Annotated in this window: 24 protein-coding genes; 2 read left to right on the top strand and 22 right to left on the bottom strand. The window is 66.2% G+C overall.

All coding sequences use genetic code 11. The features are described from left to right. The first annotated feature begins 53 nt into the window (after positions 1-53). On the top strand, positions 54-2426 hold the full coding sequence (locus tag C3E99_RS08025) for a hypothetical protein (protein WP_076075315.1): 2373 nt from the start codon (positions 54-56) through the stop codon (positions 2424-2426). Between the two features lie 340 nt (positions 2427-2766). On the opposite strand, the gene C3E99_RS08030 is transcribed toward C3E99_RS08025, so the two are convergent. The 18 genes from C3E99_RS08030 to C3E99_RS08115 form a co-directional block, all read right to left on the bottom strand. Then, positions 2767-3027: a DUF1467 family protein gene (locus C3E99_RS08030; protein ID WP_076075313.1), complete on the bottom strand. Its 261-nt coding sequence runs from the start codon at positions 3025-3027 to the stop codon at positions 2767-2769. Positions 3028-3043: 16 nt separating this feature from the next. Next, positions 3044-4678 (bottom strand): ribonuclease J, encoded by a 1635-nt coding sequence (locus C3E99_RS08035; RefSeq protein WP_076075312.1) that lies wholly within the window; start codon positions 4676-4678, stop codon positions 3044-3046. Continuing rightward, complete coding sequence (locus tag C3E99_RS08040; RefSeq protein ID WP_076075310.1) at positions 4675-5466, bottom strand: type III pantothenate kinase; 792 nt, start codon at positions 5464-5466, stop codon at positions 4675-4677. Before C3E99_RS08040 ends, C3E99_RS08035 begins: the two co-directional genes overlap by 4 nt. 3 nt (positions 5467-5469) lie before the next feature. Beyond that, complete coding sequence (locus C3E99_RS08045; protein WP_083675083.1) at positions 5470-6273, bottom strand: biotin--[acetyl-CoA-carboxylase] ligase; 804 nt, start codon at positions 6271-6273, stop codon at positions 5470-5472. Then, the gene (nuoN, locus tag C3E99_RS08050) at positions 6195-7634 is read right to left on the bottom strand and encodes an NADH-quinone oxidoreductase subunit NuoN (RefSeq protein WP_104959668.1); all 1440 of its coding nucleotides are present in this window, start codon (positions 7632-7634) and stop codon (positions 6195-6197) included. Before nuoN ends, C3E99_RS08045 begins: the two co-directional genes overlap by 79 nt. Beyond that, positions 7631-9169: an NADH-quinone oxidoreductase subunit M gene (locus tag C3E99_RS08055; protein WP_076075307.1), complete on the bottom strand. Its 1539-nt coding sequence runs from the start codon at positions 9167-9169 to the stop codon at positions 7631-7633. Before C3E99_RS08055 ends, nuoN begins: the two co-directional genes overlap by 4 nt. Next, positions 9166-11193, bottom strand: a complete 2028-nt coding sequence (gene nuoL, locus C3E99_RS08060; protein WP_076075306.1) for an NADH-quinone oxidoreductase subunit L — start codon at positions 11191-11193, stop codon at positions 9166-9168. Before nuoL ends, C3E99_RS08055 begins: the two co-directional genes overlap by 4 nt. A gap of 4 nt (positions 11194-11197) precedes the next feature. Further along, on the bottom strand, positions 11198-11503 hold the full coding sequence (gene nuoK, locus C3E99_RS08065) for an NADH-quinone oxidoreductase subunit NuoK (RefSeq protein ID WP_067106636.1): 306 nt from the start codon (positions 11501-11503) through the stop codon (positions 11198-11200). Beyond that, positions 11500-12111, bottom strand: coding sequence for an NADH-quinone oxidoreductase subunit J (locus C3E99_RS08070; protein ID WP_067112172.1), 612 nt, complete (start codon positions 12109-12111; stop codon positions 11500-11502). The genes nuoK and C3E99_RS08070 overlap by 4 nt, the downstream gene beginning before the upstream one ends. Positions 12112-12123: 12 nt before the next feature. After that, positions 12124-12612, bottom strand: a complete 489-nt coding sequence (gene nuoI / locus C3E99_RS08075; protein WP_067183557.1) for an NADH-quinone oxidoreductase subunit NuoI — start codon at positions 12610-12612, stop codon at positions 12124-12126. After that, positions 12609-13652 carry an NADH-quinone oxidoreductase subunit NuoH gene (gene nuoH / locus C3E99_RS08080; RefSeq protein ID WP_076075304.1) on the bottom strand — a complete coding sequence of 348 codons (1044 nt, stop codon included), beginning with the start codon at positions 13650-13652 and terminating at the stop codon, positions 12609-12611. Before nuoH ends, nuoI begins: the two co-directional genes overlap by 4 nt. Then, positions 13649-15676: an NADH-quinone oxidoreductase subunit NuoG gene (gene nuoG, locus C3E99_RS08085; RefSeq protein WP_076075303.1), complete on the bottom strand. Its 2028-nt coding sequence runs from the start codon at positions 15674-15676 to the stop codon at positions 13649-13651. Before nuoG ends, nuoH begins: the two co-directional genes overlap by 4 nt. Beyond that, positions 15676-16968 (bottom strand): NADH-quinone oxidoreductase subunit NuoF, encoded by a 1293-nt coding sequence (nuoF, locus tag C3E99_RS08090; protein ID WP_104959669.1) that lies wholly within the window; start codon positions 16966-16968, stop codon positions 15676-15678. Before nuoF ends, nuoG begins: the two co-directional genes overlap by 1 nt. A 133-nt stretch (positions 16969-17101) precedes the next feature. Then, entirely contained in the window at positions 17102-17770 is a 669-nt protein-coding gene (locus C3E99_RS08095) for a complex I 24 kDa subunit family protein (RefSeq protein WP_076075299.1), read from the bottom strand. Further along, the gene (locus tag C3E99_RS08100; protein ID WP_199775103.1) at positions 17770-18987 is read right to left on the bottom strand and encodes an NADH-quinone oxidoreductase subunit D; all 1218 of its coding nucleotides are present in this window, start codon (positions 18985-18987) and stop codon (positions 17770-17772) included. The genes C3E99_RS08095 and C3E99_RS08100 overlap by 1 nt, the downstream gene beginning before the upstream one ends. 35 nt (positions 18988-19022) lie before the next feature. Beyond that, positions 19023-19934, bottom strand: a complete 912-nt coding sequence (locus C3E99_RS08105) for an NADH-quinone oxidoreductase subunit C (protein WP_076075294.1) — start codon at positions 19932-19934, stop codon at positions 19023-19025. After that, the gene (locus C3E99_RS08110) at positions 19934-20488 is read right to left on the bottom strand and encodes a NuoB/complex I 20 kDa subunit family protein (RefSeq protein ID WP_104959671.1); all 555 of its coding nucleotides are present in this window, start codon (positions 20486-20488) and stop codon (positions 19934-19936) included. The genes C3E99_RS08105 and C3E99_RS08110 overlap by 1 nt, the downstream gene beginning before the upstream one ends. After that, positions 20485-20859 (bottom strand): NADH-quinone oxidoreductase subunit A, encoded by a 375-nt coding sequence (locus C3E99_RS08115; protein ID WP_067112197.1) that lies wholly within the window; start codon positions 20857-20859, stop codon positions 20485-20487. The genes C3E99_RS08110 and C3E99_RS08115 overlap by 4 nt, the downstream gene beginning before the upstream one ends. Positions 20860-21082: 223 nt before the next feature. Between C3E99_RS08115 and C3E99_RS08120 the strand changes: the two genes are divergently transcribed. Continuing rightward, complete coding sequence (locus C3E99_RS08120; RefSeq protein WP_067183547.1) at positions 21083-21565, top strand: YbjN domain-containing protein; 483 nt, start codon at positions 21083-21085, stop codon at positions 21563-21565. Between the two features lie 184 nt (positions 21566-21749). Here the strand turns inward: C3E99_RS08120 and C3E99_RS08125 are convergent, their stop codons facing one another. The 4 genes from C3E99_RS08125 to thiE form a co-directional block, all read right to left on the bottom strand. Continuing rightward, complete coding sequence (locus tag C3E99_RS08125; RefSeq protein WP_067112203.1) at positions 21750-22568, bottom strand: inositol monophosphatase family protein; 819 nt, start codon at positions 22566-22568, stop codon at positions 21750-21752. 108 nt (positions 22569-22676) lie between these two features. After that, complete coding sequence (gene efp, locus C3E99_RS08130) at positions 22677-23240, bottom strand: elongation factor P (protein ID WP_067112206.1); 564 nt, start codon at positions 23238-23240, stop codon at positions 22677-22679. 107 nt (positions 23241-23347) lie between these two features. Continuing rightward, on the bottom strand, positions 23348-25312 hold the full coding sequence (locus C3E99_RS08135; protein ID WP_076077830.1) for an OPT family oligopeptide transporter: 1965 nt from the start codon (positions 25310-25312) through the stop codon (positions 23348-23350). 272 nt (positions 25313-25584) lie between these two features. Next, complete coding sequence (gene thiE, locus C3E99_RS08140; protein ID WP_076075291.1) at positions 25585-26223, bottom strand: thiamine phosphate synthase; 639 nt, start codon at positions 26221-26223, stop codon at positions 25585-25587. Positions 26224-26235 lie beyond the last annotated feature (12 nt).

The raw sequence follows: 26235 nt of genomic DNA on the forward strand, positions 1-26235 counted from the left end.
TGCCATGGTTAAGTTTCCGTTTCATGGTCGCCATTTGCTGCTAAGATGGAGGGATGGCAGGGGAAAAGAAGATCGTAGGGTTGTGGCGGGATTCCACGGAAAATCCGGCAGGCGGCGCCGAAGCGCCGGCCGCGCCGGACGCCGCCGCCGCGCCCGATGCGGCGACGCCGCAGGACGAAGCGTCGGCCGAGCGCGACTGGCTCGACCGGTCGGCGCTGATCGACAGCGAGACGATGGACGAAACCTCCGATCATGAATCCGGCGCGCGCCGGCGCGACCGCTTCGTCCCCGCGCTGCTGTGGGCGACAGGCCTCGGCTGGACGATCTTCGCCGCGGCCGCCGCGACCGATGGTTTCGCGCGCGCGCCGGCTTTTACCGAATGGTCCGCGCTGATCGCCACCATCGCGATGCCGCTGGCGCTGCTCGGCATCTTGTGGATGGCCTGGCTTCGCTCGGGACGCTCCGAACAGGCGCGCTTCGCGCATGTCGCGGCCGAGCTGCGCGAGGAAAACCGGGCGCTCAACGATTCGATGCAGGCGCTGGCCCGGCATCTTGCCGACGCGCAGCAACAGCTTTCGGATCAGGCGCGCACCGTGCAGCAGCTCGGACTCGATACCGTCGCGCGGCTGCACGAAAGCAGCGACCGGCTGGCGAGCAACGCCTCGGTGATCGCCAATGCGCACGACCAGCTTGCCCGTTCAGGCGATGTCGCGATGCAGCGCATGGACGGACTGCTCGCGGGCCTGCCGCGAATCGACGATGTGGCGCAGCGGCTCGCGGTGAATTTCCGCGAAGCCGGCCTCGTCGCGCATCAGCAGGGCGCCAACCTCGAAGCGCGGCTTGCCGCGCTGAGCGAGGAAAGCGCCCATGCGGCGCAGGTCGGTGAAGCGGCCGCCGCCAGCCTTCACGAAACGATCGGCGCCTTGCAGGCACAAACGAAAGAGACCGAGGCGAAGCTGCTGTTGGCGTCGGTGCAGGTCACCGAAGCGCAGGACGCTGCCCTGGCCCGGATGACCGACGGAAGCGCGGCGGCGCAGACGGCGCTCGAGACGGCGGTCGGCGCGATGGGCGCGCGGATGGCCGAGACGTGGGACGGGTTCCGCGACAGGCTCGCCGCCGCCGGACAGCAGATGGACGAGCGCCTTTCGGCAGCCCGCGACGCCGGCGATGCGATGGGCGCGCAGCTCGCCGCACATGGCGAGGCCAGCGAGGCGCTGGCCGCGCGGGTCAAGGCGCATGTGACCGAGATCGGCCAGCAGCTCGAGGTGCTCGATATCAGCGTCTCGGCCAGCACGGGCGTGATCGGCCGCGCGATCGACGACACCAAGGGGCAGCTTGCGACCTTCATGGCCACGGTCGAAAGCGGCAACGGATCGGCGCACCAGCTTATCGCGCATGCCGAATCGCTGCTGCTCGCGCTCGACGCCGTCACGCGCGAACTCGACGAGACGCTGCCGCACGCCCTCGACCGCCTAGGGGCGCACGGCAAGACGACGCAGGCAACGCTGGCGCAGATGCGCCCGATGCTCGAAGCCTCCGAAATGGTGGCGCAGTCGACGCTGTCGCACGTCAACGCCGTCCAGTCGGCGCTCGCGACCACCGAGGAGCGGATGGCGAGCCAGGCCGAAAGCCAGGAAGCGCTCGCCGGACGGATCAACGCCGTGCTGGCGGAAGCCGACGATGCGCTCGCGCGGCTGCGCGCCGGCGCGGACGCGTTCGCCGAACAGGGCGGCGCCCGGATGACCGCAACGCTCGACGAGGTGCGGACCACCGCCGAAGCCGCGGCCGCCGATGCGCGCCGGACGCTCGACGCGCTCGTCGCCGGCGCCCGCGAAACGATGACTGCCACCGCGACGGGCGCAATCGATGCCGCATTCAAGACCGAGGTGATGCAACAGCTCTCCGCGATCGAGGAGGCTTCGGCCCGCGCGGTATCGGCGGCGAACGGCGCCGCCGACCGGCTGATGCGGCAGCTCATCACGATCATGGACACCAGCGCCAGCGTCGAGCAGCGCGCCGTCGAGGCCGAACAGGCGATTGCCGCCTCCGACCGCGATTCGCTCGCCAAACAGGTCGGCGTGCTGACCGAGGCGCTGAAATCGACCGCGATCGACGTCACCAAGATCCTGTCGACCGAGGTCAGCGACACGGCCTGGGACGCCTATCTGAAGGGCGACCGCGGCGTCTTCGCCCGGCGCGCGGTCAAGCTGGTCGAGAATAGCGAAGCGAAGGAAATCCTGCGCCTTTACCAGAATGACGACGGGTTCCACGCCGCGGTGAACCAGTTCATCCACGATTTCGAGGCGATGCTCCGCCTGCTGCTCGGCGCGCGCGACGGGTCGGCGATCAGCGTCACCTTGCTCTCGTCCGACATCGGCAAGCTTTATGTCGCGCTCGCGCAGGCGATCGACCGGCTACGGGGCTGAACTCGCGTCGTTTGGGTAATGGCGCGGCTCGAAGAGAGCGTGTGCTCCCGCGTAGGCGGGAGCCCAGAGCGGCTATAGCATCGAGCCTTAAATCTGACCCGTCGTCCCGTTCGTGTCGAGCGAAGTCGAGACACCCATCTGTGTGGCGCAAGGCCGATGAGTGTCTCGACTTCGCTCGACACGAACGGATAAGGGGCGTTGCAGGCTTATGGCACGCCGCTCTAAAGCCAAGTTTGGCGTTTTGCCGCTCTGGGTCCCCGCCTTCGCGGGGACACGGCATATTCACTTTATTTATTGAAAAGCGGTCTGCCGATCGCTGGAGCGCCTCGCGGGCGGCGCGTCAGGCGCGGCCCGCGATCACGTCGGGATCGACCCAGCCCTGCTTGTACGCGATGTAGAAGGCGAGGAAGATGGCGGCGCTCAGCATCGTCATCTGGGCCAGCACGCGCAGCGGCCGGAAATGCGCCGGCGCACCCGGTTCCTGCCCCCTGACCAGCGGCACGGCGTCGTCACCGGCCCGCCGCCCGTGAAACGGCAGCACGAAGAAAGCGCTGAAGATCCACAGCAGAAAATAAATGGCGACGGCCGAGGTCCACTTCATCGCGTCGTCTTCCCCATCACAGATCGACGACCAGCACGTCGACGATCGGCTTCTTTCCGGTCCAGTCGGTCGCTACGCGGCGCACGGCGAGGCGGATCGCTTCCCTGAGCGCATCCGGGCTTCGCGCCGGACCGGTCGCGGCCTGCTCGGCCGCGTCGTTCATTTCGTCGAGGAAGGCGTCGCGCTCATCCTCGACCGGCACGCCGCGATAATGGATGCGGTTGTCGGCGAAGCGCCCGCCGTTGAACACGACCGCGACCGAAATCTGGCCGTTGATCGCCAGCTTGCGCCGTTCGTTGATCGTCTCGCCATCGGCGGGCAGGATCACGTCGCCGTCGAGGATCAGCCGCCCCGCGCGCACGCGCTCGACGATCCGCGCCGGCCCCGGCGCGAGCCGCACGAGGTCGCCATTTTCCTGCACCAGCGCATCGGGGACGCCGCGTTCGCGCGCGAAACGCGCCTGTTCGTGCATATGGCGGATTTCGCCGTGCACCGGCACGATCAGCTTCGGCCGCAGCCAGCCATAAAGCGCCGCGAGTTCGGGCTGGCCGGGGTGGCCGCTGACATGGATATGCGCCTGTTTCTCGGTGACGGTCAGCACGTCCTTTGCCGCGAGCTGGTTCATGATCCGCCCGATGGCGATCTCGTTGCCCGGAATCTGCTTCGAGGAGAAGACGACCGTGTCGCCCGCTTCGAGCTTGATCTGATGACCGTCGCCCGCCATGCGCGCAAGCGCCGCGCGCGGCTCGCCCTGCCCGCCGGTCGCGACCACCATCAGCTTGTCGCGCGGCAGCCGCATCGCCTCGTCGAAATCGACGGTGGGCGGGAAATCCTTGAGATAGCCGACCGCCCGGGCGACGCCGAGGATGCGGTCGAGCGAGCGCCCCGCGACGCACAGGCTGCGCCCCGTCGCCCGCGCGACATCGCCCAGCGTCTTGAGTCGCGCGGCGTTGGACGCGAAGGTCGTGACGACGACGCGGCCGCGCGCCGAACCCACCGCTTCGAGCAGGCCGTCGTGCAACGCGCCTTCGCTTCCCGACGCCTGCGCATTGAAGACGTTGGTCGAATCGCAGACGAGCACGTCGACGCCCTCGTCGCCGACCGCGGTCAGCGCGGCGGCGCTCGACGGCGTGCCGAGCACCGGATCGTCGTCGAGCTTCCAGTCGCCGGTGTGAAAGATGCGGCCGTAGGGCGTGTCGATCACCGCCGCGCTCATCTCGAGGATCGAATGCGCGAGGGGCATCAGGCGGATGCCGAAGGGGCCGAGTCGGAATTGCGCGTCGAGATCGACGGTGCGGATCTCGACCTCCTTCTCCAGCCCCTCCTCGGCCAGCTTGTGCGCGATCAGTCCGGCGGTGAAGCGATTGGCATAGAGCGGCACGCCGAGGTCGGCGGCGAGATAGGGAAGCGCGCCGATATGATCCTCGTGCCCGTGCGTCAGCACGATGCCGAGCAGGTCGGCCTTGCGATCTTCGATGAATTCGAGATCGGGCATGACGATGTCGATACCCGGATAATCGTGCGACCCGAAGGTCACGCCGAGGTCGAGCATGATCCACTTGCCGTCGCAGCCATAAAGGTTGGCGTTCATGCCGATCTCGCCCGATCCGCCGAGCGCGACGAAGAGCAGTTCCTTGCCGGGGGTCGTCATGCGTCCTGTCCTCGCTGGTGATAGAGGTGCATCAGGCCGTTCAGCGTCAGGTCGGGCTCGATATGGTCGAACAGATGCGCGTGCTGTTCGAACAGCGGCGCGAGTCCGCCGGTCGCGATGACGGTCATCGGCGCGCCGACCTCCGCCTTCATGCGCGCGATCAGGCCTTCGATCATCGCGACATAGCCCCAATAGACGCCGATCAGCATCTGGCTTTCGGTCGTGCGGCCGATGACGCTGGCGCTGGCCGGCGCCTCGATCGCGATGCGCGGCAGCTTGGCCGCCGCGGCGACCAGCGCCTCCAGCGACAGGTTGACGCCGGGCGCGATGATTCCGCCCATATAGGCGCCCTCCGGCCCGATATGATCGAAGGTGGTCGCGGTACCGAAGCTGACGACCAGCTTGTCCCGCCGCGGTGCGATGGCCTGCGCCGCGATGGCATTGCAGGCGCGGTCGGCCCCGACCGATTGCGGCTCGTCGACTCTGAGCGCGATGCCCCAGCTCACCGGATCGCGCCCGGCGATCAGCGCTTCGACCCCGAAATATTTCTGCGCGAGCAGGCGCAGATTATGCAACGCGCGCGGCACGACGGTCGAGATGATGACCGCGTCGATGGCGCGCCGGTCGCGCCCCTCGATGCGCAGCAACTGGTCGAGCCAGACCATATATTCGTCGGCGGTGCGGCGGTCGTCGGTCGCGATCCGCCAGCGCGCGAGCGGCTGCCCCGCCGCGCCGTCGTACAGCGCGAACTTGGCGTTGGTGTTGCCGACGTCGATTGCGAGCAGCATCGCTTACTCCCCTTCCCTGACCGGGCGGCGAAGCTCGACATCGCCCGCATGGATCAGCATGACCGTCCCGTCCGCGCCGCGCAAGCGCAGCGCCCCGTCGGGCGCGAGGCCGTCGAACGTCCCGTCGATGCCCTGTTCCGACACATGGAGCGGCGTTCCGACCGGATGGCCGAGCGGCAGCCAGGCGCGCACGATGCTGGGGACGCCTTCCTGTCGCCACGTCCACAACGCGTCCATCAGCGCCACCGCCAGCGCGTCGGCAAACCGGTCGCGGTCGATGGCGACGCCGCGGCTTGCAAAGGAAAAGGTCGGGCGATCCGGCAGATCGGGCGCGACGGCCAGATTGACGCCGATGCCGATCACCACGGTATCGCCCGCCCTTTCGAGCAGGATTCCCGAACATTTCGCGCCGTCGACGAGCAGGTCGTTCGGCCATTTGACCTGGATCGGAATCTGCGGCGCAAAGGCCGCGAGGGCCCGCGCCAGCGCGACCGCTGCGACCAGCGCCAACGTCGAGGCCGGCGGATCGGCGGCGGTCAGCCGCACCACGGTCGAGCCCATGAAATTGCCGAGCCCGTCGCCCCATGGCCGGCCGAGCCGCCCGTGTCCGGCGGTCTGGCGATCGGCGACCAGCCAATGGCCTTCGCCGACATGCTCGCCGCCTGCCAGCCGCGCCAGCAGGTCGGCATTGGTCGAACCTGTCTGCGCGATCCGCTCGATCGGCGGGATCAGAACAGCACCGATGCGGCGCCCGCCGCGGCCACCGCCAGCATCGGGATGAACAGATAGCCGATCACCGACAGCCACAGCGCGCTGACGCCGATCACCGCGCCCTCGATCCGCGATCCGTCGTTGCGGATCACCGCATCGGCCTCGTCGTCGAAGAACATCGTCTTGACGATCGCAATATAATAGAAGGCGCCGATCACCGACACGACCACCCCGGCCACCGCCAGCGGGACGAGCCCGGCGTTCACCGCGGCCTCGAACACCAGATACTTCGGCCAGAATCCGAACAGCGGCGGGATCGCAGCGAGGCTGAACAGGAACACCGCCATCGCCGCGGCGAGCCCCGGCTGGCGCTTCGACAGGCCGGCGTAGGCGGGAATGCTTTCCACCATGCGCCCATCGGCGTCGCGAAGCTGCATCACGAACAGGAACGCCCCGATCGTGGTGACGACATAGACGAGCAGATAGGTCAGCACCGCCTCGACCCCCTGCTGCGTCCCGGCGGCGAGGCCGATCAGCATGAAGCCGACGTTGTTGATCGACGAATAGGCAAGCAGGCGCTTGATATTCTTCTGCCCGATCGCGCCGACCGCGCCGAGGATGATCGAAGCGAGCGACAGGAAGATGATGATCTGCTGCCACGCGGCGAGCGCCGGGCCGGCCGATCCCATCGCGTCGATCACGACGCGCACGAGCAGCGCCATCGCCGCCACCTTGGGTGCGCTGGCGAACAGCGTCGTCACCGGGGTCGGCGCGCCTTCGTAGACGTCGGGCGTCCACATGTGGAACGGCACGGCGCTGATCTTGAACGCGAGGCCCGCGATCACGAAGACGATACCGAACAGCAGCCCGATGTTGATCCCGTCGCCCATCGCGCGCGCGATGCCGGCGAAATCGGTCGTGCCCGAGAAGCCGTAAAGCAGCGAGATGCCGAACAGCAGGAAGCCCGACGCCAGCGCGCCGAGGACGAAATATTTGAGCCCCGCCTCGCTCGACCGGTCGTCGCCGCGCATGAAGCTGGCGAGCACATAGGAGCCGAGGCTGTTGAGTTCGAGCCCGATATAGAGCGTCATCAGGTCGCGCGACGCGGCCATGATCCCCATGCCGAGCGTCGCGAAGACGATCAGCGCCGAATATTCGGCGCGCATGCCTTCGCCGAAATAGCGCGGCGCGATCGCGATGCAGACGAAGCTCGCGGCATAGATGATCAGCTTGGCGAAACCGCCGAAATCGTCGACCGCGAGGGTTCCCGAAAAGACCGAGGCCTGGGTCCCGAACAGCGCCACCACAGCAGCCGCGCCGGCAGCCAGCGTCAGCAGCGACGCAAGCTGGTAGAGCCCGACCCGGCGGTCGCCGCCGAACGTACCGAGCAGCAGCGTGACCAGCCCGCCGATCGTCAGGATCAGCTCGGGCCAGATGAGAGCGAGATCGGCGGTCATTGCACGCCTCCCGCATGGTGTGCGTCGCCCGTTGCGGCGGCTTTCGGCTTGGCGGCGGCAAGCTGCGCGTCGCCCGCGGGCTTGGTCGGGGCCAGCCGCGCGACCACCGTCGTCACGTCACCACGCATCGGCGCGAGGAAGCTTTCGGGATAGACGCCCATCCATAGCGTCACCGCGGCCAGCGGCACGAAGATCGCCCATTCGCGCGGATTGAGGTCGGGCATCGCCTTCACATCGTCCTTGGTCAGTTCGCCGAACACGACGCGGCGGTAGAGGTAAAGCATATAGGCGGCGCCGAGGATGATGCCCGTGGTGCACGCCAGCGCGGCCCAGCTCGACGCCTCATAGAGGCCGGCAAGGCTCAGGAATTCGCCGACGAAGCCGCTGGTCCCCGGCAGGCCGATCGACGCCATGGTGAACAGCAGGAAGAACAGCGCATAGGCCGGCATGTTCACCGCAAGCCCGCCGTAGCGGTCGATCTCGCGCGTGTGCAGCCGGTCATAGATGACACCGACGCAGAAGAAGAGCGCGGCCGACACGACGCCGTGGCTGAGCATGACGATCAGCGCGCCCTCGATCCCCTGCTGGTTGAAGGCGTAGAGGCCAGCGGTGACGATCGCCATGTGCGCGACCGACGAATAGGCGATCAGCTTCTTCATGTCGCTCTGCACCAGCGCGACGAGGCTGGTGTAGATCACCGCGACCATCGACAGCCCGAAGATCAGCCACATGAACTGTGCCGAGGCGTCGGGGAACATCGGCATCATGAAGCGCAGGAAGCCATAGCTGCCCATCTTCAGCAGCACGCCCGCCAGGATCATCGACCCCGCCGTCGGTGCCTGGACGTGCGCGTCGGGCAACCAGGTGTGAACCGGCCACATCGGCATCTTGACCGCCATGCTGGCGAAGAAGGCGAGCCACAGCCAGGTCTGCATCTCCGGCGGGAAGTCGTAGTTGAGCAGCACCGGGATTTCGGTCGTCCCCGCCTCGCGGATCATCGCGATCATCGCGAGCAGCATCAGCACCGACCCGAGCAGCGTGTAGAGGAAGAATTTGTAAGCCGCGTAACGGCGGTTCGCTCCGCCCCAGATGCCGATGATCAGATACATCGGGATCAGCACGCCTTCGAAGAAGATGTAGAAGAGCAGCAGGTCCTGCGCCACGAAGACGCCGATCATGATCACTTCCATGATCAGGAACATCGCCATGTAGAGCCCGACGCGCTCCTTGACCGATTCCCAGCTCGCGAGGATGCACAGCGGCATCAGGAAAGCGCTGAGCACGACCAGCATCATCGCGACGCCATCGACGCCGAGCGCCCACTGGAAGCGGCCGAACAGGTCGGCGCGTTCGACGAACTGCCACTGCGCGCCGCCGATGTCGAACTGCGTCCACATCAGCACCGCGAGCGCGAAGTCGAGCAGCGTCGCCGCGAGCGCGACCTGGCGTGCAGGCCGCGCCTCCAGGAACAGGCAGAGGATGGCGGCGACCATGGGGATCGCCAGCATCAGCGACAGGATGGGAAGCCCGCTCACAGGAAATTCACCATGGCCCAGCTGGCGAGGCCGACAAGACCGAGCAGCATCACGAACGCATATCCATAAACATAACCCGATTGCAGCCGGACCGCGAGCCGCGTGCCCCCCTCGACGAGCGCCGCGGCGCCATCGGGACCGAAGCGGTCGATGGTGCCCTCATCTCCCCGCTTCCAGAAGAAGCGGCCGATCGCGAAGGCGGGCTTCACGAACAGGATGTCGTAAAGCTCGTCGAAATACCATTTGTTGTACAGGAAGCGGTGCAGCAGCTTGAACTGCGCGACGAACTTCTCCGGCAGGCTGGTGTCGCGGATATAGCTGTTCCACGCGAGGAACAGGCCGATCGCCATGACCGTGAACGGCATCCACTTGACCCACAGCGGCACCTCGTGCGCGGCGTGCATCAGATGCTCGTCGAAGAACAGGCTGCCCTTCCAGAAGGCCGCGCCTTCCTCCGGATAGATGAACTGGTGGTGGAAGAGGATGCCGGCGAACACCGCGCCGAGCGACAGCACCACCAGCGGGATCAGCATCGACAGCGGGCTTTCGTGCGGATGATAGCCCGCGGTGCCGTCGCCGTGCGCTTCATGATGATGCGCGTGATCGTCGTGGCCGTAGCCATGATCGTCGTGCACCGCGTGCTGGATATGCTCGCTCTGCTCCCAGCGCGGCTTGCCGTGAAAGGTCAGGAAGACGAGCCGCCACGAATAGAAGCTGGTGAGCAACGCGGCGAAGATGCCGACCCAGAAGGCGATGACGCCACCGCCGCCCGACGCGAAGGCCGCCTCGAGGATGCCGTCCTTCGAATAGAAGCCGGCGAAGCCCGCGACGCCCGCGATCCCGACGCCGGTGATCGCCAGCGTCCCCGCCATCATCGCCCAATAGGTGAGCGGGATATGCTTACGGAGCGCGCCGTAATAGCGCATGTCCTGTTCATGGTGCATCGCGTGGATGACGCTGCCCGCGCCCAGGAACAGCAGCGCCTTGAAGAAGGCGTGCGTGAACAGGTGGAACATCGCCGCGCCATAGGCACCGACGCCCGCCGCGAAGAACATGTAGCCGAGCTGCGAACAGGTCGAATAGGCGATGACGCGCTTGATGTCCCATTGCGTCGTGCCGACCGTCGCGGCGAACAGGCAGGTCGCGGCGCCGACGAAGGTCACGACGCCGAGCGCGACCGGCGCCGCCTCGAACATCGGCGACAGGCGGCACACCATGAACACGCCCGCCGTTACCATCGTCGCGGCGTGGATCAGCGCCGACACCGGGGTCGGGCCCTCCATCGCGTCGGGAAGCCAAGTGTGCAGCCCGAGCTGCGCCGACTTGCCCATCGCGCCGATGAACAGCAGCAGGCAGAGCACGGTCATCGTGTCGAGCCGCATGCCGAGGAAACCGATCGTCGTGCCCGCCATGCCCGGCGCGGCGTCGAGGATCGCGGGGATCGACACGGTGCCGAACACCAGGAAGGTGCCGAAGATGCCGAGCATGAAACCGAGGTCGCCGACGCGGTTGACGACGAACGCCTTGATCGCCGCGGCGTTGGCGCTCGGCTTCTTGTACCAGAAGCCGATCAGCAGATAGGAGGCGAGACCGACGCCCTCCCAGCCGAAGAACATCTGGACGAGGTTGTTCGCGGTCACCAGCATCAGCATCGCGAAGGTGAACAGCGACAGATAGGCGAAGAAGCGCGGCTGGTCCGGGTCCTCGGCCATATAGCCCCAGCTGTAAAGATGGACGAGCGCCGACACCGTCGTCACCACCACCAGCATCACCGCGGTCAGCGTGTCGACGCGCAATTCCCAGTTGAACTGGAGCGCGCCCGACTGGACCCAGTGCAGCACCGGCGTCACGCTCGCCTCGCCCGTTCCCGCGACGAAGGAGAGGAAGATCGGCCAGCTGAGCACGCAGCTCGCGAACAGCGCGCCCGTCGTGATGATTTTCGACGGCACATTGCCGATCACGCGCTGGCCCAGCCCTGCGACGAGAGCCGCGAGCAGCGGCAGGAAAACGATAGCCTGGATCACCGGCTTACCCCTTCATCCGGTTGGCATCGTCGACGGCAATGGTGCCGCGGCCGCGGAAATAGATGACGATGATCGCGAGCCCGATCGCGGCTTCGCCCGCGGCGACGGTCAGCACGAACATCGCGAAGACCTGCCCGACCAGATCGCCGAGCGCGGCGCTGAACGCGACGAGATTGATGTTCACCGCGAGCAGGATCAGTTCGATCGCCATCAGGATGACGATGATGTTCTTGCGGTTGATGAAGATGCCGAGCACGCCGAGCGTGAACAGCACCGCCGAAACGGCAAGATAATGGCCGACCGAAATCACAGTTCCATCCCCTGCCCGACGCCCGGATCGACCAGCCGCGTCGCTTCCCACGGGCGGCGGCGGTTCTGCGCGGCGATGTTCTGGTTGCGCGTGCCGCCGCGCCGGCGATGCGTCAGCGCGATCGCGCCGACCATCGCGACGAGCAGGATCAGGCCCGCCGCCTCGAACAGGAAGATGTAGCGCGTGTAGAGCAGTTCGCCGATCTGCTGGATATTGCTTGTATCGCTTGCGATCGGCGCGGCGCGATTGGCGAGGTCGATCCCGCCCGCGCTCCATGCCCCGACGGCAAAGACCAGTTCGGCGGCGAGGATGATCGCGACGAGCGCGCCCAGCGGCAGATAGCGCACGAAACCGGCGCGCAGTTCGGCGAAATCGATGTCGAGCATCATCACGACGAACAGGAACAGCACCGCGACCGCGCCGACATAGACGATGACGAGCAGCATCGCGATGAACTCGGCCCCCGCGAGCAGCATCAGTCCTGCCGCGTTGAAGAAGGCGAGGATCAGCCACATGACGCTGTGGACCGGGTTGCGCGCGAGGATCACCATCGCGGCCGCGGCGATGGTGACGGTTGCGAAGAGATAGAAGGCGATGAGCTGAATCATGTCCGCGCGCCCTTACCGATAGGGCGCGTCGGCGGCAAGATTGGCCGCGATCGCGCGCTCCCATTTGTCGCCGTTGGCGAGCAGCTTGGCCTTGTCATAGAGCAGTTCCTCGCGCGTTTCGGTCGCGAATTCGAAGTTCGGCCCCTCGACGATCGCATCGACCGGGCAGGCTTCCTGGCAGAAACCGCAATAGATGCACTTGGTCATATCGATGTCGTAGCGCGTCGTGCGGCGCGACCCGTCGTCGCGCGGTTCTGCCTCGATCGTGATCGCCTGCGCCGGGCAGACCGCTTCGCACAGCTTGCACGCGATGCAGCGCTCTTCGCCGTTCGGATAGCGGCGCAACGCATGCTCGCCGCGGAACCGGGGCGACAGCGGATTCTTCTCGAAGGGATAGTTGATCGTCGCCTTCGGCTTGAAGAAATATTTGAGCGTCAGCCAGTGCGCCTGCACGAACTCCCACAGGGTGAAGGTTCTGACGAGATGGGCGATGTTACTCATGAATACCTCGTCAGCATCAGATAGCCGGACACCAGGAACACCCAGAAGAGCGAGATCGGCAGGAAGACCTTCCAGCCCAGCCGCATGAGCTGGTCGTAGCGGTAACGCGGGACGGTCGCCTTCACCCAGGAAAAGACGAAGAAGAAGAAGAAGATCTTCGCGAACAGCCAGATCCAGCCGGGCACGGCATAGAGCGGCGCCCAGTCGATCGGCGGCAGCCAGCCACCCCAGAACAGGATCGCGTTGAGCGCGCACATCAGCAGCACATTCGCATATTCTCCGAGCCAGAACAGCGCGAAGCTCATCGACGAATATTCGGTCTGATAGCCCGCGACGAGCTCGCTTTCGGCCTCGGTCAGGTCGAACGGCGTGCGCGCGGTCTCGGCCAGCGACGAGATGAAGAACAGCACCGCGAGCGGGAAGAGCAGCAGGTTGAAGCCGAAGGCGTTGACCAGCCCAAGCCCGTGCCCCTGCTGCGCCTTGACGATCTCATTGAGGTTGAAGCTGTCGGCGAACAGCACGACGCCGATCAGGATGAAACCGATCGACACTTCATAGGAAATCATCTGCGCCGACGCGCGAAGCGCGGAAAAGAAGGGGTATTTGGAGTTCGACGACCAGCCCGACAGGATGACGCCATAGACGCCGAGCGACGAGATGGCGAGGATGTAGAGCAGCCCGATATTGATGTCGGCGAGCACCGCGCCCGAATTGAACGGGATCACCGCCCACGCCATCAGCGCCACCGTGAAGGTGATGATCGGCGCGATCAGGAACAGGCCGCGGTTGGCGCCCGACGGGATGATCGTTTCCTGGAGGAACACCTTGAGTCCGTCGGCGAAGCTCTGGAGCAGGCCGAAAGGTCCGACGACGTTCGGCCCGCGCCGCAGCGCCATCGCCGCCCAGATCTTGCGGTCGGCATAGATGATCATCGCCACCGCGAGCATCAGCGGCAGCGCGATCAGCAGGATGCCGCAGATGGTGGCAAGCCCCCACGCCCATTCGTAGGACAGGCCGAGATTCTGGAAAAACTCGGTCATTCTGCCGCCTCCGCAAAATCGACGCCGTGGAGCAGTTCGTCCGAGCAGCGCTGCATCGTCGGCGAGGCGCGGCAGATGGCGTTGGTCAGGTAGAAATCCTTGATCGGCGACGGAATTTCGCGCGCCTCGGGCTTGGCGGGCAGCTTGGGTAAGTCATTAAAGTCTTCTGGCCAGCCGTAATCGACCAGCCCTTCGATACCCAGTTCCGGCACCGCCGCAATCATCGCCGCGCGGCACTCGTCAAAGCTGTCGAAGCCGACCGAAACGCCCAGCGCGTCGGCGAGGGCGCGGAAGATGCTCCAGTCCTCGCGCGCGTCGCCGGGCGCGAACACCGCCTTGTCGCTGCGCTGGACGCGGCCCTCGGTGTTGACCGTGGTGAAATCCTTCTCGGTCCACGCCGCGGCGGGCAGGATGACGTCGGCGGCGTGCGCGCCCTTGTCGCCGTGATGGCCGACATAGACCTTCAGCGTTCCATCGAACGCCGCGAAATCGACGTCGTCGGCGCCAAGGAAGAAGGCCAGCTTCGGCTTGGCCGCGATCACGTCGTTGATGCCGCCCGGCTGCGAATAGCCGAGCATCAGCGCGCCCATGCGCGCGGCGGAGAAATGGACGACGTTGAAGCCGTTCCAGCCGTCCCTGACCGCGTTCACGCTCCTGGCGAGTGCGAGGCCGGCGCCGTGGACGCCGGGCACCGACAGCGCGCCGCCGCCGAATATGAGCATCGGCCGCTCGGCGCCCTTCAGCGCATCGAGCGCCGCCTTGGGCAGCTTCGCGACGAGCGAGGCGTCGTTGCCAAGCCATTCGACCTTGTAGGTCAGGTCGATCTCGGGCCCGATGCCGAACACCTTCGCGCCCTTCTTGTACACCGCCTTGCGGACGCGCGTATTGATGAGCGGCGCTTCCCAGCGCAGGTTGGTGCCGACGAGCAGGATCACGTCGGCATTCTCCGCCTCGGCGATCGTCGTGTTGAAATTGACCGCCGACAGGCTGGTGACGTCATAGGCAAGCCCGGTCTGGCGCCCCTCGAACAGATGGCCGCCGAGCGCGGTCACCAGCGCCTTCGCCGCGAACATCGTCTCGCAGTCGGCCATGTCGCCCGCGATTGCCGCGACCGAAGCACCGGCATTCGCGGCCCTGATCGCCTCGAACGCCTCGGCCCAGCTCGCCTCGACGAGCTGGCCGTCCTTGCGGACATAGGGACGGTCCAGGCGGCGACGGATCAGGCCGTCGACATGGTGGCGCGTCTTGTCGCTCGCCCATTCCTCGTTCACGTCGTCGTTGACGCGCGGCAGCACGCGCAGCACCTGTCGCCCGCGGCTGTCGATGCGGACGTTGGTGCCGACAGCATCGCTCATGTCGATGCCGAGCGTCTTGGTCAGCTCCCACGGCCGCGCCTCGAACGCATAGGGCTTGCTGGTCAGCGCGCCGACCGGGCAGAGATCGACGACGTTGCCCGAAAGCTCGCTCGCGACCGCACGCTCCAGATAGGAGGTGATCTGCATATTCTCGCCGCGATAGAGGGCGCCGATATCCTCGACCCCCGCGACCTCTTCCGCGAAACGGACGCAGCGCGTGCACTGGATGCAGCGGGTCATGATCGTCTTGACGATCGGCCCCATATATTTCTCGGTCACCGCGCGCTTGTTCTCGTGAAAGCGCGATCCGCCGCGGCCGTAGGCGACCGCCTGATCCTGCAGGTCGCATTCGCCGCCCTGGTCGCAGATCGGGCAGTCGAGCGGATGGTTGATGAGCAGGAACTCCATCACCCCTTCGCGCGCCTTCTTGACCATCGGGCTGTCGGTGCGGATGATCTGCCCGTCGGATGCGGGCAGCGCGCACGATGCCTGCGGCTTCGGCGGCCCCGGCGACACCTCGACCAGGCACATGCGGCAATTGCCGGCGATCGACAGCCGCTCATGATAGCAGAAGCGCGGGATTTCCTTCCCCGCCATCTCGCACGCCTGCAGGACCGTCGCGCCCTGTGGAACATCGAGTTCGATGCCGTCTACGGTTACTTTAGGCATTATTCCGCGGCCTCCATCATGCCGCCATTTTCGCGGATACGGCGCTCCAGTTCGGGGCGGAAATGGCGGATCAGGCCCTGGATCGGCCACGCCGCCGCGTCGCCCAGCGCGCAGATGGTGTGGCCTTCGACCTGCTTGGTCACGTCGAACAGCGTGTCGATCTCATCGATCGTCGCGTCGCCGGTGCGCAGGCGTTCCATCACGCGCCACATCCAGCCGGTGCCCTCGCGGCACGGGGTGCACTGGCCGCAGCTTTCGTGCTTGTAGAAATAGCTGATGCGGCTGATCGCCTGGACGACGTCGGTCGACTTGTCCATCACGATCGCGGCGGCGGTGCCGAGGCCCGACCCGAGCGCCTTCAGCCCGTCGAAATCCATCGGCGCGTCCATGATCTCGGCCGCCGGGACCAGCGGCACCGACGATCCGCCGGGGATCACCGCGAGCAGATTGTCCCAGCCGCCGCGGATGCCGCCGCAATGTTTTTCGATCAGTTCGCGGAAGGTGATGCCCATCTCTTCCTCGACCACGCACGGCCGCTCGACATGGCCGCTGATCTGGAAAAGCTTGGTGCCCTTGTTGTTTTCGCGCCCGAAGCTCGCGAACCACGCCGCGCCGCGGCGCAGGATCGTCGGCACGACCGCGATGCTCTCGACATTGTTGACCGTCGTCGGACAGCCATAGAGGCCCGCGCCCGCCGGGAACGGCGGTTTCAGGCGCGGCTGCCCCTTCTTGCCTTCGAGGCTTTCGATCATCGCGGTTTCTTCGCCGCAGATATAGGCGCCGGCGCCGCGGTGGACGAAGACGTCGAAGTCGTAGCCCGATTTCGCGGCATTCTTGCCGAGCAGGCCGGCGTCATACGCCTCCTGCACCGCGGCGAAGAGCGTTTCGGCCTCGCGGATGAACTCGCCGCGAATGTAGATATAGGCCGCGCGCGCGCGCATCGCATAGCCGGCGATCAGCGCGCCCTCGATCAGCTTGTGCGGATCGTGGCGGATGATCTCGCGGTCCTTGCACGACCCCGGCTCGGATTCGTCGGCGTTGATGACGAGGAAGCTCGGACGATCCTCGCGCGGCTCCTTGGGCATGAACGACCATTTGAGCCCCGTGGGGAAGCCCGCGCCGCCGCGTCCGCGCAGGCCCGACGCCTTGACCTCCTCGATGATCGCGTCCTGGCCGCGCTTCAGCAGATCCTTGGTCTTGTCCCAATCCCCGCGCGCCTGCGCGGCCTTCAGGTTCCACGGCTGGAACCCGTAGAGGTTGGTAAAGATGCGATCCTTGTCGGCGAGGCTCATGCGTCCCCTCCTGCCGCATCGTCACCCCGGACTTGATCCGGGGTCCATTCGGCGCTCACGCCAATGGACGAAGGAAGAATGGATGCCGGATCAAGTCCGGCATGACGAAGGAAAAGGGTGTCGGCTCTCATCCTCACCACTCCTTCCGGTAATCGTGGTTCGCCGACACCATTTCGGTCAGCGTCGTCGGGCCGCCCTCGGGATCGCTGGTGTGGCGCTTCGGGTTCTGCGTCCCGGTCTTCGGCTGATTGCCCGCCGCCAGATCGTCGAGGATGCGGGTCATGCTGTCGTAGTCGAGGTCTTCATAATTATCGTCGTTGATCTGGACCATCGGCGCGTTGGTGCAATTGCCCATGCACTCGACCTCGGTCAGCGTGAACAGGCCGTCGGGGGTGGTCTTTCCCTTGACCATGCCGCGGTTCTTGCACGCCGCCATGACATCGTCCGACCCGCGCAGCATGCACGGCGTCGTCCCGCAGACCTGCACATGATAGCGGCCGACCGGCGCGAGATTGTACATGGTATAGAAGGTCGCGACCTCGTAGGCGCGGATATAGGGCATATCGAGCTGCGCGGCGACATATTCGATCACCGGTATCGGCAGCCAGCCCTGCGTGTTTGTCGCTGCCCCCACCTGCCGCTGCGCGAGGTCGAGCAGCGGCATCACCGCCGAGCGCTGCCGTCCCGCGGGGTAGCGCGCGATGATGACCTTCGCCTGTTCGGCATTTTCGGGCGTCCACGCGAAATCGCCCCAGCGCGCGCGGACTTCGGCTTCGTCGGGGATGTTGGGTGCGTCAGCCATTAGCGGTCACACTCTCCGAAAACGACGTCGATGGCGCCGATGATTGCAGTCGTGTCGGCGAGCATGTGGCCCTTGGTCATCATGTCCATCGCCTGAAGGTGGCTGAACGCCGTCGGGCGGATCTTGCAGCGGTACGGCTTGTTGCTGCCGTCGCTGACCAGATAGACGCCGAATTCGCCCTTCGGGCTTTCGGTCGCCACGTAAACCTCGCCCGCGGGGACGTGGAAGCCCTCGGTGTAGAGCTTGAAGTGATGGATCAGCGATTCCATCGAGCTCTTCATCTCGGCGCGCTTCGGCGGCACGACCTTGCGGTCGAGGCTGGCGACCGGGCCGCTCGGCATGTCGCGCAGGCACTGCTTGATGATGCGCGCCGACTGATAGACTTCCTGCACGCGGACCATGAAACGGTCGTAGCAGTCGCCGCGCGTGCCGACCGGAATGTCGAATTCCATCTGCGCATAGGCGTCATAGGGCTGGCTCTTGCGGATATCCCACGGAATGCCGCTGCCGCGGATCATCGGGCCCGAGAAACCCCATGCCAGCGCGTCTTCCTTGCTCACCGTCGCGATATCGACGTTGCGCTGCTTGAAGATGCGGTTGTCGATGACGAGGCTCATCGCATCGCCAAACAGCTTCGGCAGGCGCGTCTCGCACCATTCGCCGATGTCGACGAGCAGCTTTTCGGGCGCATCCTGATGCACGCCGCCGGGGCGGAACCACGCCGAGTGCATGCGCGCGCCCGACGCGCGTTCGAAGAAGTTCAGGCAATCCTCGCGCAGTTCGAACACCCACAGGTTCGGGGTCATCGCGCCGACGTCCATCACGTGCGACCCGATGTTGAGCATGTGGTTGCAGATGCGCGTCAGTTCGGCGAACAGCGTCCGCAGATATTGCGCGCGCGCCGGCACCTCCAGATCAAGGAGCTTCTCGATCGCGAGGACGTAGCTGTGCTCCATCCCCAGCGGCGAGCAATAGTCGAGCCGGTCGAAATAGGGCAGCGCCTGAAGATAGGTCTTGTATTCGATCAGCTTTTCGGTGCCGCGGTGGAGCAGGCCGACATGCGGATCGACGCGCTCGATGATCTCGCCGTCGAGCTCCATCACCAGCCGCAGCACGCCGTGCGCCGCAGGGTGCTGCGGGCCGAAGTTGATCGTGTAGTTCGTCACCGCCTGGTCGCCCGCCGTGTCCGCGGTGTCGACCGGATAGCCTTCGAACATGTCGCTGCCGTGATGCCGGACCGTGGGAGAATCGGTCATGCGTCACCTCCTTTGGGCTTGCGCGGCGCGCGCGGCTTGGCCGGAGCCTTCGCCTTCGCGGGGGCCTTCTCGGCCTTCGCGGTCGCGGGCGTCTTCGCCTTCGACGCGGGCTTGGCCTTGGCGCCGTCTTCGCTTGTCTTCGCGGCGGCGTCGTTCGCCTTGCTCCCCGCGCCCGTCTGCGTCGGCTTGTCGGTGGTCTTGGGAGTCGGCGGCGGCGCGGCCTTGGCCTCGTCGGCCTTCTTGACCTGGTCGGCAGTCATCGGGGTGGGCGCGCCCTTGCCCGGTGCCTCGCCCGTGCCGCCCGCCTTTTCGTCGCCCGGCAGGATATAGTCGGCGCCTTCCCACGGCGACATGAAGTCGAAGTTGCGGAAATCCTGCGCCAGCCGCACCGGTTCATAGACGACGCGCTTGTCCTCTTCCGAATAGCGCAGTTCGATATAGCCGGTGAGCGGGAAATCCTTGCGCTGCGGATGGCCCTGAAAGCCATAGTCGGTCAGGATGCGGCGCAGGTCGGGGTTGCCGCTGAACAGCACCCCGTACATGTCGAACACCTCGCGCTCGAGCCAGCCGGCCACCGGCCAGACGGGCACCACGGTCGGCACCGGCGTCACCTCGTCGGTGGTGACGCGGACGCGCAGGCGATGGTTCCGGGTGACGCTGAGCAGGTGATAGACGACCTCGAAGCGCTCCGGGCGGTCGGGATAGTCGACCCCGGCAATCTCCATGAGCTGCTGATATTCGAGCGCGTCGCGCAGCGTCACCATCACGCCGTCGACCGCGTCGCGGCGAACGGTGATGCTGTCCTCGCCGACGGCCTGGACATGCGCGAGCAGATCCTTGCCGAGCAGCTTCTTCAGCGCCTCGGCGAGGCCTTCGCGCGGCGCGATCAGGGGAGCGGGGCTGGACATCAGCGTTCGATCGTCCCGACGCGGCGGATCTTCCGCTGCAACTGCATCACGCCATAGAGCAGCGCCTCGGCGGTCGGCGGGCAGCCGGGGACGTAGATGTCCACCGGCACGATGCGGTCGCAGCCGCGCACCACCGAATAGCTGTAATGATAATAGCCGCCGCCGTTGGCGCAGCTTCCCATAGAGATGACATATTTGGGGTTCGACATCTGGTCGTAGACCCGGCGCAGCGCAGGCGCCATCTTGTTGCACAGCGTCCCGGCGACGATCATCACGTCCGACTGGCGCGGGCTGGCGCGCGGCGCGGCGCCGAAGCGCTCCATGTCATAGCGCGGCATGTTGACGTGGATCATCTCGACCGCGCAGCAGGCGAGCCCGAATGTCATCCACCACAGCGAGCCGGTGCGCGCCCAGCCGAACAGATCCTCGGTCGTGGTGACAAGAAAACCCTTGTCGCCGACTTCGGCGTTGAGGTCGTCGAAAAAGCCCTGGTCCGGGGCGGTGCCCGGCGCGACCGGCATCTGGCCGGGGGTCAGGATGGAGGTGTTGCTCATTCCCAGTCCAGAGCCCCTTTCTTCCACGCATAGACAAGGCCGATCGCGAGTTCGGCCAGGAATATCATCATCGTCGCCCAGCCGGCCCAGCCGATCTCCTTGAGGCTGACCGCCCACGGAAAGAGGAAGGCGGCTTCGAGATCGAAGATGATGAAGAGAATCGCGACGAGATAGAAACGCACGTCGAACTGGCTGCGCGCATCCTCGAATGCCGGAAAGCCGCATTCATACTCGCTGAGCTTCGCCGGATCGGGCTGATGGGCGCCGGTGAGCCGGGCGATTCCCATCGGCAGGAAGACGAAGGCAGCCGACAGCCCGACCGCGACGGCCAGGAAAATCAGAATCGGCAGATATTGCGTCAGGTCGACCATGAAGCACGCAGTCCTGTGTTCGTTTCTGGGTTGTTCGCCACCCGTTAGCGGGGCGCTTTAGGCCAGCGCGTCGCGCCTCGCAAGCGCTGCGGGCATGAAATTCCCAGCATGCTGTGATCCAGAGCATAAACGGCGCTGGCAAGGCGCGCCAGGGCTGTGATAGGCCGATGATGGGGGCCGGCCGACGGCCCGGATCGGGTCCGATTGCGAGATGGGAGCATATATGGGACGATTTCTTCTGCGGGGCGCCCTCGCCATGGCGACGATCGCCACGCTGGCGGCCGTTCCGGCCCACGCCGAACTGGTGAACGCGTCGAATCCGGCGACGATCAAGGCGATCGTCGAGTCGCAGGGCTGGCCCGCGACGCTGGTCAGCAAGCCGGGCGACGACCCCTATATCGAAAGCAACCGCAACGGGCTGAAATTCCTGGTCCTGTTCATGAACTGCACCGAAGGCCGGAACTGCAAGACGCTGCAATATTACATGGGATTCAGCGACGCCAAGCAGGTGCCGCTCGAAAAGTTCAACCAGTGGAACAAGGAAAAGCGCTTCGCCCGCGCCTATCGCGACGACGAGGGCGATCCGGTGCTCGAAATGGATGTCGACGTCGATTTCAACGGCATCCCGCGCGAGAATATCGGCGAGACCTTCAACACCTGGTCCTCGCTGATGGACACGTTCCGCGAATTCATCTTCGAAGACTGAGCGCCGGGCGCCGACAGGTGATTGTTCCCCGGCGAAGGCCGGGGTCCATGCGGAGCCGCGCCATGCCATCCGGGCCCCGGCTTTCGCCGGGGAACAAGCTCTTACTTGCCTGAACGATATATACGCCAAACAAGTCCAGAGTGACTCAAGGTTGAAAGCCGGTCGTCTGCCCCGTGCTTTCTTCTCAGGCGCCGCGCAAGGCGCCGGCGACGAGCTTTTGCAGCTTCGAATGCACCGCCGCGCTGCCGGCGACGAATTCGCGGCGCTCGATCGTGCGGTCGCCGCCGCGGAAGTCACTGACGAATCCGCCCGCCTCACGCACCAGCAGCATTCCCGCCGCGACGTCCCAGATCGCGAGGTCGCTTTCCCAGAAACCGTCGAAGCGGCCCGCCGCGACCCACGCGAGGTCGAGGGACGCCGCACCGAAGCGGCGGATGCCGGCAACCTCGGGCGCGACGACGCCGAAGACGCGGCCCCACTGCGCCATGTCGCCATGGCCCATATAGGGGATGCCGGTCGCGATCAGGCATTCGTGCAGGCTACGGCGCGACGAGACGCGGAGGCGGCGGTCGTGCAGCCACGCACCGCGGCCGCGCTCGGCCCAATAGCTTTCGTCGGTCACCGGCTGATAGACGAGCGCCGCGGTGACGTCGCCCCAGCCGCCGCCGAGCTTCGGTTCCTGCACCGCGATCGAGATGGCGAACTGCGGAATGGCGTGCAGGAAATTCGACGTGCCGTCGAGCGGGTCGATGATGAAGCGCGGCTTGCCCGCTTCTCCCTCGATCTCCCCCGCCTCTTCCATCAGGAAACCCCAGCCGGGGCGCGCATGGCTCAATTCGTCATAGAGGGTGCGCTCGGCCGCCTGATCGGCCTTCGACACGAAATCGGCGGGCCCCTTCTGCGAGACCTGAAGATGCTCGACCTCGCCGAAGTCGCGGCGCAGCTTCGTGCCCGCCTTGCGCGCGGCGCGTTCCATGACGGTGATGATGCCGGAAATGGCCATTTTCTATCTCCCCCCTCCCGCCTGCGGGAGGGGCCGGGGGTGGGCAGCAATTGTGGGCGGGCCTGTCGCTCACCCCTAACCCCTCCCGCTTGCGGGAGGGGGACTCAATCAGTCGGCGCGCCGCACATATTCGCGGTCATAGACATTGACCACGATGCGGGTGCCGCTGGTGATGTGCGGGGGCACCATCACGCGCACGCCGTTGTCGAGGATCGCGGGCTTGTAGGACGAGGACGCCGTCTGGCCCTTCACCACCGCGTCGGCCTCGACGATCGTCGCTTCGATCTGTTCGGGCAGTTCGACCGAGATCGGGCGTTCTTCCCACAGTTCGAGCACGACCTCCATCCCGTCCTGCAGGAAATCGGCGGCATCGCCGACGACATCCTTCGAGATGTTGATCTGCTCGTACGTATCCTTGTCCATGAAGACGAGATCGTCGCCCTCGGCATAGAGATACTGGAAATCCTTGGTGTCGAGGCGGACCTTCTCGACCGTGTCGGCGCTGCGGAAGCGGTTGTTGAGTTTGCGGCCGTCGATCAGATTCTTGGCCTCCACCTGCATATAGGCGCCGCCCTTGCCCGGCTGGGTGTGCTGGATCTTGGTGACCTTCCAGATGCCGCCCTCATATTCGATAATATTGCCGGGACGGATATCAACGCCGGAGATTTTCATCGCGCACACTCACTTGAACAAGGATGGTAAAGAGCCGCCGGCGCGTGCGGAGCGCACCGGTCACAGGAGCGCGCCCTTAGCGGTCGGCGCGGCGGAGAGCAAGCGGCTTACGGCGTCGCGTCCGCCGCCGCCCGCGTCCGGCGATAGGTGAAGGCGATCACGCCGACGAACAGCAGCACCCCGATCAGGATCGCGTTCGTCGCGAACCCCTCGCCCACCACCGCGAGCGGCGCGTCGCTTCCCGAACCCGCGACGACGCCCGCGAAGAGCACGCCGAACAGGCTTTCACCGACGATGAAGCCGGTCGCGAGCAGCACGCCCATGCGGCTGTAGAATTCGGGCTTGGCGCTGCGCGCCGCGCGCTTCTCCCACAGATGGCCGATGGCGGCGCCGATCGGGATCAGGATGGTGAGCGACATCGGCAGATAGATGCCCATGCCGACGCCGAGCGGCGGCAGCCGCATCTTGCCAAGCCGCCCCAGCAGTTCGTCGACCGCGATCACCACAACGCCGATTAGCGCGCCATAGCCGATCAGGTCCCAGCGCAGGTCGCCGCCGAGCACGCCCTTCGCCAGCGCGCTGATCAGCGCCGCCTGCGGCGCGGGCAGCGCATTGGCCCCCGCCCCTTCCGCACCGGCGAAGCCAAACGCCTGGTTGAGCAGGTCGAGCACCGGCGGGATGATGAGCGAACCGAAACCGACACCGATGACGAGCGCGAACTGCTGCTTCCACGGCGTCGCCCCGACGAGTTGGCCGGTCTTCAGGTCCTGAAGATTGTCGTTCGAGATTGTCGCCACCGAAAAGACGATCGCGGTCGTGAACAGCGCATAGGCGACGAGCGCCGCCGTATCGGCCTCGCTGTGATTGCGCCCGAAGAAGAAGAGCAGCATCAGCGACGCCGCGATGACCGCGAGGATGCCGACCCCCGACACTGGGCTGTTCGACGCGCCGATCAGGCCCGCCATATAGCCGGTGACCGCGGCGATGATCGCGCCGACGAACAACACGAAGACCAGGGTCGCGGCGATCACCCCGACGGGGTGCGCGGCGATCGGCCCGCCCTGCGCGAAAAACCACAGCAGCCCGGCGATCGGGACGAGCGAGCCGAGGATGGTGCCGACGACGATGCCGAACGACAGGTCGCGTTCACCGAGCGCGACCGTCTCGCCCGCGCCGCGCGCGCGCGACGAAGCGATCGATCCCTGGATGCCCCGGACGACCGGCCCGACGATCTTGAACAGCGTCCACAGCGCGGCGACGCCGATCGTGCCCGCGCCGATGAAACGCACCTGCTGCGAAAAGACCGCGCCGACGACATCGTCGACCGATCCCGCGACGCCCTGCGCCGCGGTCAGCACCGGCATCAGCCCGCCCCACGCGATCAGCATGCCGAGCAGCATGGCGAGGCCGACCGACAGGCCGACGAGATGGCCGACGCCGATCAGCGCGAGCGACAGGCTGGCGCTCGCCCCGCTCGCGCCCGCGCCGATCTTGAAATTCCGGCCGATCTCGGTCGCCGCCAGCTTCATCGCGCCGAGCAACGCGAACCCGGCGCTGACGAGCGAGCCGAGCAGGATCGTTCGCAGGCCGCGCTGATTCTCCTCGGCGCCATCGCCGGCGCGCGAACCGACCTTCAGCACCTCGGCGGCGGCGACCCCCTCGGGATAGGGCAGGTCCGATCCGGCGACGAGCGCGCGCCGCAGCGGTACCGAGAACATCACGCCCAGCGTTCCACCGATGAAGCAGACAGCGGCGGTGGTCCAATAGGGAAAGCCCTGCCACCAGCCGACGATGACGAGCCCCGGCAGCACGAAGATGATCGCGGCGAGCGTCCCCGCGGCGCTGGCAATCGTCTGGACGATATTGTTCTCGAGGATCGTCGCGCCCGACAGGAAGCGCAGGATCGCCATCGAGATCACCGCCGCGGGAATCGAGGTCGCGAAGGTCAGTCCGACCTTGAGCCCCAGATAGACATTCGCCGCGGTGAAGAGCAGCGTGATGAGCCCGCCGAGGATGATCCCGCGAAGCGTCAGTTCGCGCAGGTCCGCGGCGCGTCCGCTGGTGTCGATCATCTTTTTCCTCCCCACTCGCCTCTACGCGGCGGCCGCGCGTCCGTCCGATCCCACACCCGCGCCGAAAGGCGACGAGCCGAAGCGGGTTTGACGCATTGATCCAATATTCCGATTTCCGCCGTCGTCATAGTGTTTCGCATGACGCTGCATCCGCCCCCTGCCCCGCCCGGCGCACAGCCGCACCATGCGCCCTGTGCCGGCCTGTTCGGCTGGCGCAAGGACGCGGCCGCGCCGCGCCGTGAGGCGGAGGAGGCCGACGAGCCGGGAAAGGATTATCCCCCCGACCGGAGGTCGAGGATCGCGGCGAACGCCCGCACCGCCTCTGCGGGACCGCCGGGATAAGCCCACACGCCCGCCGACACCGCGAGGAAATCGGCGCCCGCATCAATCAGTATCCGCGCATTGTCGGTGGTGATGCCGCCGATCGCGACGCAGGGCAGCTCGAACAACCCCTGCCACCAGGTCAATATCTCGGGATCGGCGCGATGCTCGACCGCCTTGGTGCTGGTCGGGAAGAAGGCGCCGAACGCGACATAGTCGGCGCCCGCCTCGCCCGCCTCCATCGCGAGATGGCGGCTGTTGTGGCAGGTAACGCCGATCTGCGCCTGCGGCCCCAGCAGGCGGCGCGCCTCCTTCGGATCGCCGTCACCCTGCCCCAGATGCACGCCGTCCGCGCCGATCCGCCGGACAAGCGCCATGTCGTCGTTGACGATGAAGGCGGTGCCGTGCGCTGCACAGATCGCCTGCAACGGTTCGGCGAGCCGGGCGGCTTCGTGCTGGGTCGCATCCTTGACGCGAAACTGAAAGGCCGCGACGGGCGCCGCCGCCAGCGCCTGCTCGAGCTTCTCGGGAAAATCACCCCCGACGTCGAGCGGGGAAATCAGGTAGAGCTGGCAGGCTGGCGTGGTCATGGCGGGTTCATA

The organism is Sphingopyxis sp. MG, from assembly GCF_002953155.1.
In the GTDB taxonomy this organism is placed as follows: Bacteria; Pseudomonadota; Alphaproteobacteria; order Sphingomonadales; family Sphingomonadaceae; genus Sphingopyxis; species Sphingopyxis granuli.